Here is an 11,405-nt window from a genome sequence, read left to right on the forward strand (position 1 = left end):
ACCCCCGCGCTCGGCATGGTGCTGGCCCACGCGTCGGGCCGCCGCGACGCCGTGTTCGGCACGACGGTCGCGGGGCGGCCGACCGAGCTGGAGGGCATCGAGTCGGTGATCGGGGTGTTCCTCAACACCGTCCCGGCCGTGGTCCGGCTCGCGCCGGACGAGAGCGTGCTGGAGGTCATGCGGCGGGTGCAGGCCGACCGGGTCGCGCTGATGCCGCACGAGTACCTGGGCCTCGGCGACATCCAGCGCGCGGCCGGCCGCGACCAGCTCTTCGACAGCCTGTACGTGCTGCAGAACTTCCTCGGCGACGACACCTTCACCGACCTGGAGCGGGAGCACGGCATCGTCGGCGTGTCGGCCGTGGACGCCACGCACTACCCGCTGACCTGGGTGGCCACCCCGGGGGCGCGGCTCACCGTACGGCTGGAGCACCGGGCGGACGTGGTGGCGCGCGAGCAGGCGCAAGCGCTGCTGGCCCGGCTGGAGCGCGTCCTGCTCCGCGTCGCCGACGACCCGGCCGCGACTGTGGCCGACGTGCCGCTGCTGCTGCCGGGCGAGGGCGCCTCCATGGACGGTGCGGCCCGGCCTATGGGCGAGGAGACGATCGCCGAGCTGCTGGCGGCCCAGGCCGCCCGGACCCCGGACCGGGCCGCGCTCACCTTCGGCGCGCGGACGCTGACGTACGCCGAGCTGGACGCCCGGGTGAACCAGATCGCGCGCTCACTGCTGGCCGCCGGAGCGGGACCGGAGCGGATCGTCGCGCTGGCCGTGCCGCGCTCGATCGACATGGTCGCGGCGCTGTTCGCCGTGCTGCGGGCGGGGGCGGCCTACCTCCCGCTCGAACTGGACAATCCCGGCGACCGGCTGCTGGCGATGCTGGCCGACGCCGACCCGGTCCTGCTGGTGACCACGGACGCGGTGAAGGACAGGTTCGCCGCCCACCCCGTCCCCGTGCTGCGCCTGGAGGAGGTGTCGGGGCCGACCGCCCCGATCGGCCTGCCCGTACGGCCGGGACGGCTGGACCACCCCGCGTACGTGATCTACACCTCCGGCTCCACCGGCCGCCCCAAGGGCGTCGTCACGCCGTACCGGGGCCTGACCAACATGCGGCTCAACCACCGCGAGGCGATCTTCGCGCCGACCGTCGCGGCGGCCGGCGGCCGGACGCTCACCATCGCGCACACCGTCTCCTTCTCCTTCGACATGTCGTGGGAGGAACTGCTGTGGCTGATCGAGGGCCACCACGTGCACATCTGCGACGAGGAGCTGCGCAGGGACGCCACCGCGCTCGTCGCGTACTGCCGCGGCAACGGGATCGACGTCGTCAACGTCACCCCCACCTACGCCCAGCACCTGCTGGACGAGGGCCTGCTCGACCACCGGCCGCCCCTCGTGCTGCTCGGCGGCGAGGCGGTGCCCCAGTCGCTGTGGTCGGCGCTGCGCGAGACGGAGGGCGTGAGCGGCTACAACCTGTACGGCCCGACCGAGTACACGATCAACACCCTCGGCGCGGGCACCGCCGAGAGCCCCACCACCACGGTCGGACGGCCGATCTGGAACACCAGTTGCTACGTCCTCGACGCCTTCCTGCGCCCGGCCCCCGTCGGCGAGCTGTACATCACCGGCGCCGGTCTGGCCCGCGGCTACCTCAACCGTCCCGGGCTGACCGCCGAGCGGTTCGTGGCCGACCCGTTCGCGCCGGGCGGGCGCATGTACCGTACCGGTGACCTGGTGCGCGTGCGCGCCGACGGCCACCTCGACTTCCTCGGCCGCACCGACGACCAGGTCAAGATCCGCGGGTACCGGGTGGAGCTGGGCGAGGTCGAGACCGCCGTCACCGCTCGGGCGGGCGTCCATCAGAGCGCGGTCCTGGCCGTCCCCGACGGGTCGGGGGCCAAGCGGCTGGTGGCCTACCTGGTGCCCGACGCCCCCGGGGACGCCGACGAGCTGATCGCCGCCGTCCAGCGGGACCTGAAGACGGTGGTGCCCGGGTACATGGTGCCGGCGGCGTACGCGGTGGTGGACACGCTGCCGCTGACCATCAACGGCAAACTGGACACCGCCGCCCTGCCCCAGCCCCGCGCCCTGGCCTCCACCTCGCAGCCGGCGGCGAACGAGCGCGAACGGGTGCTGTGCGCGCTGTTCGCCCAGGCCCTCGGCGCCGGCGAGCCGGTCGGGGCGGAGGACGACTTCTTCGACCTGGGCGGCCACTCGCTGCTGGCGATCCGGCTGCTCGGCCTGGCGCGCGCCGCCACGGGCGCCGACCTGTCGCTGCGCGACCTGTTCGACGCCCGCACCCCGGCCCGCCTGGCGGCCCGCCTCGGGAGCGCGGCCGGGCCCGCCCGCCCCCCGCTCACCCGCATGCCGCGCCCGGACCACGTGCCGCTGTCGCCCGCGCAGGAACGGCTGTGGCTGCTCCAGCAGCTCGACCCGGCCTCGACCGCCTACACCTACCCGCTGCTCGTCCGCCTGCGCGGAGCCGTGGACGCCGCCGCCCTGCGCGCCGCCCTCGGCGACGTCGTGTCCAGGCACGAGATCCTGCGCACGGTCATCGACGAGCGGCCCGCCCAGCGGGTGCTCGCCGAGCCCCGGATCGAGGTGACCGTCGTCCGCTGCCCCGCGGCCGGGCCCGCCCTCGCCGACGCGCTGGCCCGCCCCTTCGACCTGGCCGCCGAGCCGCCGCTGCGGGCCACCCTCATCGAGGAGCAGGACACCGGTGACACCGTCCTGGCGCTGGTGCTGCACCACGTCGTGATGGACGAGTGGTCCGACGGCCCGCTGCTGCGCGACCTCGGCGCCGCCTACGCCGCCCGCCTCGACGGGCGCGCCCCCGGCTGGGAGCCGCTGCCCGTCCAGTACGCCGACTACGCCCTCTGGCTGCGGCTGGACGACCGGAGCGAGGACGACCGCGCCTACTGGCGGGAGCAACTGCGCGGGCTGCCCGACGAGATCACCCTGCCCGCCGACAGGGGACGCCCGGCCCGCGCCGGCCGGCCGGCCGGCCAGGCCACCGCCTCGCTGCCGCCCGAGCTGGTCGAGTCGCTGCGCGAGCTGGGCCGGAAGGAGTCGGCGAGCCTGTTCATGGTGCTGCACGCGGCGCTGGCCACCCTGCTCTCCCGGCTCGGCGCCGGGACCGACATCCCAATCGGCAGCCCCACCTCCGGCCGCGACGATCCGGCCCTGCACGACCTGGTCGGGTTCTTCGTCGACACCGTCGTCCTGCGTACGGACCTGTCCGGTTCGCCCACCTTCGCCGAGCTGCTGCGACGGGTCCGAGAGACGGACCTGGCCGCGTTCGAGCACGCGAGCCTGCCCTTCCAGCAGGTGGTGGAGGCGGTCAACCCGGCGCGGTCGCAGGGGCGCAACCCGCTGTTCCAGGTGATGCTGGGATACCTGCACCAGCCCGCCGGCCGTGACACCGTGCTCGGCCTGCCGGTCGGGGAGGCGCCCTCGGTGGCCGCCGAGCCGAAGGTCGACCTGAACGTGACGTTCGTGGACGGCGAGCCGTTCGAGCTGATCCTTGAGTACGACGCCGGCCGGTTCCGCCCCGCGACGGCGCGGCGGCTGGTCGACCGCCTCCTCGTGCTGCTCGGCGAGGTGGCCGCCCGGCCGGACCAGCCGGTCGGGACCGTCGAGGTGCTCTCGGCGGGCGACCGCTCCGACCTGGCCGCCTGGCAGGACGGCGGCCCTGCGGAGGATGGCGGGCCGACGTGGTACGCCCGCTTCTCGGAGCTGGCCCGGCGCACCCCCGACGCCGACGCCTGCGTGTTCGAGGGCAGGACGATGAGCTACGCCGACCTCGACGCCGCCTCCGCCGCCTTCGCCGCCCGGCTCTCCCACCTGGGCGCGGAGGACCTGGTCGGGATCGCCCTGCCGCGCTCGGCCGAGCTGCTGGTGGCCGTGCTCGGGGTGGCCAGGGCGGGCGCCGCCTACCTTCCCCTCGACCCCGCCTTCCCGGCCGAGCGGCTGCGCTTCATGGTGGCGGACGCGCGACCGGCCACGATCGTCGTGAACGACCGCACCCGCCACCTCTTCCCGGACGGCATCACGCTCGGCGACCTCCCGTACGGCATCGCGCCCGGCGACGCGCCGCCGCGCGACCCGCGCTCGGCCGCGTACGTCATCTACACCTCGGGCTCCACCGGCCGGCCGAAGGGCGTGGTGGTGACCCAGCGCGACCTGGAGTCCTTCCTGGCCGCGCTGCCCGTCGTCACCTCCGCCGACCGGCTGCTCGCCGTGACGACGCTCTCCTTCGACATCTCGGTGCTGGAGCTGATGGCGCCGCTGCGCACGGGCGGCTGCGTGGTCATGGCCTCCGACGAGCAGGTGCGCGACCCGTTCCTGCTCACCGAGCTGATGCGGGCCGAGCGGATCACGATCATGCAGGCCACGCCGTCGCTGTGGTCGGCGCTGCCCCCGGACGCCGACCTCGGCGGCGTGCGCGCGCTGGTCGGCGGCGAGGCGCTGCCGCCCGCCCTCGCCCGGAGCCTGAGCGAGCGGACCGCCGGGGCGACGAACCTGTACGGCCCCACCGAGGTCACCGTATGGGCCAGCGCCGCGGCCGTCCGCCGGGACGAGCGGCCCACGCTCGGCCGCCCACTGCCCGGAACGACCGCCTACGTCCTGGACGCGGCCCTCGCCCCGGCGCCGCCGGGGGTGGCCGGTGAGCTGTATCTCGGCGGGGCCCAGGTCACCCGCGGTTACCTGCGCCGCCCCGGCCTGACCGCGTCCCGGTTCGTGGCCGACCCCTTCACGGGCGGGCGCATGTACCGTACGGGGGACCTGGCCCGCTGGAGCGCGGACGGCGAGCTGGAGTACCTCGGGCGCACCGACCAGCAGGTCAAGGTGCGGGGCTTCCGCATCGAGCTGGGCGAGATCGAGGCGGTCGCGGCGACGTGCCCCGGTGTGGCGCGGGTCGCGGTCGCCGCCCGGCAGGACCAGCTCGTCGCCTACGTCACCGCCCCGGCCCCCGCGCTGCGCGACCATCTGGCCGAGCGGCTGCCCTCCTGGATGGTCCCGGCCGCCGTCGTCGTCCTCGGCGAGCTGCCGCTCACCCCGAACGGCAAGGTGGACCGCGCGGCCCTGCCGGAGGTGGACTTCGACCGGCTGAGCGGCCGGGTCGCGCCGCGCACCCGCACCGAGGCGGCCGTCTGCGCCGTCCTGGCGCGGGTGCTGGGCGTCGGCGCGGTCGGCGTGGACGACGACTTCTTCGCCCTGGGCGGCCACTCGCTGCTGCTGGTACGGCTGGCCGCGGCCCTGCGCGCGGAGCTGGGGGCCGAGATCCCGGTCGCGGAGCTGTTCGCGGCCCCGACCGCCGCCGCCCTGGCCCGGCGGATCGCCGGCGGCGCCCCCACCGGCGACGCGATGGCCGAGCTGCTTCCCCTGCGGCCGGACGGCGCCCGGCCGCCGCTGTTCTGCTTCCCGCCCGCCAGCGGACTGAGCTGGCAGTTCGCCCCGCTCAAGCGCTACCTGCCGGACGTGCCGCTGTACGGGCTGCAGTCACCGCGCCTCAGCCGGGACGACGGCCTGCCGGCGACCATGGACGAGCTGGCCGCCGAGTACGCCGCCCTCATCGCGCGCACCGTCCCCGAGGGGCCGGTCGGCCTGCTCGGCTGGTCGTTCGGCGGCGCGGTGGCGCACAAGGTCGCGGTGCTGCTGGGCGGCCGCGTCACCTTCCTCGGCATGCTCGACACGCCGGTCGAGGTGCCGGAGGGGACGGGGGACGTCGCCGGGCTGCTGGCCGAGATGGGCTTCCAGCCGCCGGACGCGCAGATGACCGTCACCGACGCCGTCGCCTTCCTGCGCGGCCTGGACGACGGCGTCGCGGCCCTGGAGGACGAGCAGATCGTCCGGGTGGTGGAGAGCTACCTGGCCCACGACCGGATGATGGCGCGGGCGAAATACGGCGTGTACGCCGGGGACGTCGTCTTCGTGGACGCGACCGTGCCCGAGCAGGGGTTCGCCGCCGTGGCCTCGGACGGGTGGCGTCCGCACGTGGCGGGGGAGCTGCGGGTGGTCGAGGTCGTATGCCGGCACTCCGAGCTGCTCGACCCCGCCACCCTGGAGGTCCTGGGCCCGCTGCTGGCCGAACTGACGCGATGACGAGAAACGACACGGCGGCGGGCCCGGCAACCGGGGGCCCGCCGCCGTGTCAGTCCGTGCGGCTCAGGTAGCGGCTGACAGGTCCTTGACCTGGGTCGAGGGGTCGTTGTCGGCCGCGTTCGCGAGCTGCGGCACGAGCACGTCGAGCGCGTACAGCAGCGCGTTCGGCCCGCTGTAGGACAGCGCGCCGCCGAGCGGGGTGGAGAAGTCGGTGTAGAGCGTGCGGTCGGTCTTGACCACCTTCAGGCGCGCGAACACCGGTGACTCCAGCATCTTGGCCTTCGTCGCGCCGTTGACGAACAGCACGTCCTTGTCCAGGATGTCCAGCCGCTCCTCGCTGATCTCGTTGGCCTCCTTCTGCGCGCCGAAGCCGAGCGCGTCGAACAGCGCCCGCCGCGGGTCCTTGGCCGGCAGCAGCCAGTGCTGCCCGTTCTCCGGGCCGAAGTCGGCGACCAGGACCTTGCCGGCGAACTCGGGGTGCGCCTTCTTGGCCTCGTCGATCTTGGCGTTCACCTTGTCGACCAGGGCCTGCGCCTCGGCGGACTTGCCCAGGGCCTTGCCCGTGGTGAGCGTCTGGACGTCCCAGGGGGTCTGCTCGTCGGCGTACGAGCCCGACTGGATCACCGTCGGGGCGATCTGGGAGAGTTTGTCGTAGGTCTCCTTGTTGACCGTCTCGTAGATCGCGATGATCAGGTCCGGCTGCTGCTTGATGATGGCCTCGAAGTTGAGCTCGGCCGAGAACGTGGGCAGCGGCTTGCCGCCCAGCGCCGGCTTGACCCACGGGTAGGTCGCGTACTCCTCGAACCACTCGCGCGTGCTGATCGGCACCACGCCCAGGGCGAGCGCGAAGTCCTGGTCGTTCCAGCCGACGGTGAGGACGCGGGCCGGCTGCTCCTTGATCGTGGTGCTGCCGAACTTGTGCTCGATGGTGACCGGGAACGCGGCGGCCGGAGCGGAGGCAGAAGCGGACGCGGACGCGGCCGTGGAGGCCTGCGGAGCCGCGGTCCCCGTGTTGCCGCACGAGACGAGCGAGACCACCAAAAGGACGCACGATGCGGTGATGGCGACGGCGCGCCGGACGGGATTGGAACTGATCATCTGCGTTCCTTATGGCCGGAGGAGGGCGACCCACTTAGGATAGCATTACCTAACTTTGATCATCGGAGGCTGGACATGCAGCGCACCCTGCTCGGCGGCAAGATCCATCGGGCCACCGTGACCCAGGCCGACCTGCACTACGTCGGCTCGATCACGGTCGACAAGGTCCTCATGGACGAGGCCGGGCTCGTCGAGGGCGAGCAGGTCCACGTCGTGGACATCACCAACGGGGCGCGACTGGTGACCTATGTCATCGAGGGAGAGCCGCGCTCCGGCGTCATCGGCATCAACGGGGCGGCCGCTCACCTGGTCTCCCCCGGTGATCTTGTCATCATCATGTCCTACCGGCAGGTGGAGGAGGACGAGCTGAAGGCGTACGTCCCGTCCGTGGTGCACGTCGACGGGGACAACCGGGTCGTGGACCTCGGGGCCGACCTGGCCGCCCCGGTACCCGAGGCGGCCGCGCAGGTCAGCGGTCGCTGAGGTAGCCGCCCATCGTCCGCAGGACCTCCGTGGCGGGCAGGTCCGCGCCCGACTCGGTGCGGACCCGCTCGATCACCAGCCCGTGGCTGCGCCCGCGCCGGGCCTCCGCGCCGGCGACGATGACCACGCCGTCGCCCTCGCGGATGAAGACCCGGCCGGGCGTCCCGCCGTAGACGCCCTTCGACACCGACGCCTTCAGGACCCGCAGGCGCTCGCCGCGGTAGAAGGTGTAGGCGTTCGGGTACGGGTCGGACTGCGCCCGCACCAGCCGCTCGATGTCCTGCGCCGGCCAGGTCCAGTCGATGCGGCTGTCCTCGACGGAGCGCTTGTGGAAGAAGCTCGCCTTCGACCGGTCCTGCGTGATCGGGGTCGCCCGGCCGGTGTCGATGAGCATAAGCGCGTCGCGCACGATCGGGCCGATCAGGTCCACGGTCCGGTGGAACAGGTCCGTGGCCGTGTCGGCGGGGCCGACGGGGACGGCGCGCTGCAGGATGATGTCGCCCGCGTCCAGCTCCTCGTCCATCAGGTGCGCGGTGACGCCCACCTTCTCCTCCCCGTTGATCAGCGCCCAGATCAGCGGGGAGAAGCCGGCGTAGGCGGGCAGCAGCGAGTCGTGCACGTTGAGCGTGCCGTGGCGGGGCAGGGTGAAGATCTCCGGCGGGATCCACGTCCGCCAGTTGTTGGCGACGATGATGTCCGGGTCGGCCTCCTTGAGCGAGGTGACGAGCTCGTCGTCCGGCCTGTTGCGCAGCAGCGTCGGTACGCCGTGCTCGGCGGCCAGGTCGGCCACCGAGTCGTCCCAGATCTTCTCGTAGGCGTGCTCGCTCTTGGGATGCGTCACCACGAGCACCACCTCGTGGCCGGATTCCAGAAGTGCCTGCAACGTGCGGTGTCCCCAGGTCTGGTAGCCGAACATCGCAACCCGCATGCGCGCCTCCTGTGGCTAAGCCCGATTAGGTGAGCCTAACCTAATTACCAGGTCAGGGCCAGTACGGGCTCAGCAGGTCGAACTGGTTCGGCAGGCCCAGCAGGTAACGCACGTCGTCGGTGTCGTAGAGGCCCCTGAACTCGGGCGGCAGGTAGAGGGTGAAGAGCCGGGCCCGGCTCGCCGAGGAGCCGGCGGCGTCCAGGATGCCGTTGGCCGCCATGCGCCCGGCCTCGTTGCCGCCCTCCATCGTGGCCAGGTTGATGCTGTTGCGGACGAAGTCGGCGGCCAGGAAGAAGTTGGGGATCGCGGTCGTGGCGGTGGGCCGGTTGCTCCAGGAGGAGGGCGTGTTGATGAGCAGCGGCTCGTCGTTGGCCACGGCGGGGGTGCCCTCACCGGTGATCGCCGGGTCCACCCAGGTCGTGGCCACGATCGAGTCGGGCAGCAGGGCCGCCCCGCCGGGCAGGGCCGAGCGCACCTGCGCCAGGACCTCGCGGCCGATCTCCGCCCGGGTGCACTGCTTGGCGGTCTTGCCGTACAGGATGCCCGGGGTGTTCCAGTCCGACAGGTCGAGGGACAGGACGTCCTTGACCGTGCCGTCGCCGTACTTCGCCGGGAAGCTGCCGGTCCAGAACTGCGCCTGGCTGATCGAGGTGAGCGCCCAGGGCGTGGCCGCGTAGATGAGGTGGCCGTTGGCGATCGGGCGGGGCTCCTTGAGGAAGATCAGGACCCCGTTCATCCAGTCGGTCTCCAGCAGGCTGAGCCTGGCCAGGGCGGGGGCGGCGGTCTTCATCGCCGGCGTCAGCAGCGGCGTCAGCCGCTCGACCGGCAGCGCGGCCACGTAGTGGTCGGCGGTCACGGTGCCGGTGGCGCCGCTGGGGTCGCTCACCCGCACGCCGGTGACCCGGCCGCCGGAGTAGTCGAACCCGGTGGCGGTCCAGCCGACCTTGAACTGCACGCCGAGGCTGGTCAGGTGGTTGATCCAGGGAGTGATCCAGACGTCGCTGGAGGGGCCGTTGAGCACCTGGTCGGGCGGTCCGTACGGGCCGAGGCCGACGGCGCTGAAGATGAGCGCCTCGAACATCAGGCCCATGGTGCGGGTGTTGGCCTTGTCCGGCTGGGCCGCCACCAGCGAGGCGGTGAACAGCCTGACCAGCAGGTCGCGGTACTGCTGCGACATGTTGCTCGCCTTGATGAAGTCGGCGAAGCCCATGTTCTCCCACTGGCCGAGCCGCCGGCGCGGGCCGCTGGTGACGAACGCCACGAGCTTGGAGACGAAGAACTCGATCTCCAGCAAGGGCACCGTGGAGACGGCCGTGAGAGCGGTGCGTAAGTAGTCCTTGATCGCGTTGGGGTCGAGCACGTCGCTGATGTCACCCGGGATGGGGACGCGCAGCTCCTTGCCCTTGTACGCGATCACCTCCAGGCTCGCCGCCACGAGGTTGTCGCGCACGGTGCCGGAGCCGAACGGGATGCGGCTCATGGTGTCGGGCAGGTTCTGGTAGAAGCCCGGGAAGAAGCGGAAGCCGTGCTCGCCGGGCAGGTCCTTCCGGCCGCCGGTGCCGGTCCCCGGCAGGGGGATGCTCCTGGACTTGCCGCCCAGCTCCTTGCGCTCGTACACGGTGACCTGGAAACCGCGCTCGGCCAGCTCCTGGGCCGCGCTCAGCCCGCCCATGCCGGCGCCCAGGATCACCACGTTCCTGCCGGCGGCGCGCACCAGCGACGGCGCCGCCGCCCGTGCCTCCGCCGCGCCCCACAGCGGTCCCGCCGTCGCGCCCGCCGCCGCGGCCATCGCACCTTTGACGAAGTGCCGCCGTCCGATTCCGTCGTCCCGGGTGGTCTCGTCCCGGGTCTCGTGCTGGTCCACGGCCGATCTCCCGTCTAACCGACACTTCTGTTGGTTCGGTTAGCCGGAACGATGAACGCATGGATCACGTCTGTCAATACACGATCGTGAAGGGGGCCTGAAGGGGCCGGGTCAGTGGGCGTCGGCGCCGGGAAGCTGGGACAGCCCGTTCCACAGCACGAGCATGGCGGCCTCGACCAGCTCCTCGCGCGGCACCGACGGATGCCGGGCCCACCACTGGGCCAGGCCGTCCGTGCCCGAGATCAGCAGCTCGACCACCGCCTGGGCGATCTCCGTCTCCGGGTCGAGGCCGAGCCGGCGCAGGTCGCGGCCGAGCATCACGGCCACCGAGCGGGTGCGGGTCTCCCTGATGCCCCAGCGCACGGCCTTGATCTCGGGATCGTCCTCGTCGGTGTGGTCGAACAGCAGGCGGCGGGCGGACGGCCTGCCCTCGGCGAAGCTGAAGTAGGCGTCCAGGGTCGCGCGCAGCCGCCGGCCGGGCGACCCCGAGCCGGTGATCCGGGCGCCGACGTGCTCCACCAGCAGGGCGTTCTGCTCCTGAAGGACGGTGATCATGAGCACCCGCTTGGACGGGAAGTGGTCGTACAGGACCGACCGCGTCACGCCCGCCGCGATCGCGATCTCCTCCATCGCCGTCGCGTGGTAGCCCCGCGCCGCGAAGACCTCCAGGGCCGCCGCGACGATGCGGGCCCGGCGGGCAGAGCCCGGCATGCGCTTCTTCAGCTCCCTGCTCGCCATGTCGTGCACACTACCGCCCGTTGACTCCGGACCTCCGGCCGTTTACCGTCCTTACAACCGACAAGTGAGTCGGTTAGCGGGGGCTGTCCGTCAGGAGGTCCGATGGCCGAGCAGGCCGACGTCGTCATCGCCGGGGCGCGCTGCGCGGGCTCGGCCGCCGCCGCCACGTTCGCCAGGGGCCGGCGCCGGGGG

At 72.8% G+C, this 11,405-nt stretch carries 6 protein-coding genes; 2 read left to right on the forward strand and 4 right to left on the reverse strand.

All coding sequences use genetic code 11. The annotated features are described in order from the left end of the window. The first annotated feature begins 15 nt into the window (after positions 1 to 15). On the forward strand, positions 16 to 6,102 hold the full coding sequence (locus KME77_RS14820; RefSeq protein ID WP_219467228.1) for a non-ribosomal peptide synthetase: 6,087 nt from the start codon (positions 16 to 18) through the stop codon (positions 6,100 to 6,102). A 63-nt stretch (positions 6,103 to 6,165) separates the two neighbouring features. Here KME77_RS14820 and KME77_RS14825 read toward each other — a convergent pair whose 3' ends face one another. After that, positions 6,166 to 7,200 (reverse strand): ABC transporter substrate-binding protein, encoded by a 1,035-nt coding sequence (locus KME77_RS14825; RefSeq protein WP_219467230.1) that lies wholly within the window; start codon positions 7,198 to 7,200, stop codon positions 6,166 to 6,168. Positions 7,201 to 7,275: 75 nt separating this feature from the next. Between KME77_RS14825 and panD the strand changes: the two genes are divergently transcribed. Then, complete coding sequence (gene panD, locus KME77_RS14830) at positions 7,276 to 7,683, forward strand: aspartate 1-decarboxylase (protein ID WP_219467232.1); 408 nt, start codon at positions 7,276 to 7,278, stop codon at positions 7,681 to 7,683. Here the strand turns inward: panD and KME77_RS14835 are convergent. From KME77_RS14835 to KME77_RS14845, 3 genes are all read right to left on the reverse strand, one after another. Next, a complete protein-coding gene (locus tag KME77_RS14835; protein WP_219467234.1) occupies positions 7,670 to 8,611 on the reverse strand; it encodes a methionyl-tRNA formyltransferase in 942 nt (313 codons plus the stop codon). The two genes, panD and KME77_RS14835, sit on opposite strands and share 14 nt — an antisense overlap. 52 nt (positions 8,612 to 8,663) lie before the next feature. Then, the gene (locus tag KME77_RS14840; RefSeq protein ID WP_308250705.1) at positions 8,664 to 10,475 is read right to left on the reverse strand and encodes a hydroxysqualene dehydroxylase; all 1,812 of its coding nucleotides are present in this window, start codon (positions 10,473 to 10,475) and stop codon (positions 8,664 to 8,666) included. A 111-nt stretch (positions 10,476 to 10,586) separates the two neighbouring features. Then, on the reverse strand, positions 10,587 to 11,213 hold the full coding sequence (locus KME77_RS14845) for a TetR/AcrR family transcriptional regulator (RefSeq protein ID WP_246609779.1): 627 nt from the start codon (positions 11,211 to 11,213) through the stop codon (positions 10,587 to 10,589). Between the last annotated feature and the right edge of the window lie 192 nt (positions 11,214 to 11,405).

It is taken from the genome of Nonomuraea rhizosphaerae (genome assembly GCF_019396405.1).
Taxonomy (GTDB): domain Bacteria; phylum Actinomycetota; class Actinomycetes; order Streptosporangiales; family Streptosporangiaceae; genus Nonomuraea; species Nonomuraea rhizosphaerae.

What these genes read in the sequence shown, in the direction of transcription:
- panD (WP_219467232.1), top strand. Translation starts at nt 7,276, where the DNA reads ATGCAGCGCACCCTGCTCGGCGGCAAGATCCATCGGGCCACCGTGACC.
- KME77_RS14820 (WP_219467228.1), top strand. Translation starts at nt 16, where the DNA reads ATGGTGCTGGCCCACGCGTCGGGCCGCCGCGACGCCGTGTTCGGCACG.
- KME77_RS14845 (WP_246609779.1), bottom strand. Translation starts at nt 11,213, where the DNA reads ATGGCGAGCAGGGAGCTGAAGAAGCGCATGCCGGGCTCTGCCCGCCGG.
- KME77_RS14825 (WP_219467230.1), bottom strand. Translation starts at nt 7,200, where the DNA reads ATGATCAGTTCCAATCCCGTCCGGCGCGCCGTCGCCATCACCGCATCG.
- KME77_RS14835 (WP_219467234.1), bottom strand. Translation starts at nt 8,611, where the DNA reads ATGCGGGTTGCGATGTTCGGCTACCAGACCTGGGGACACCGCACGTTG.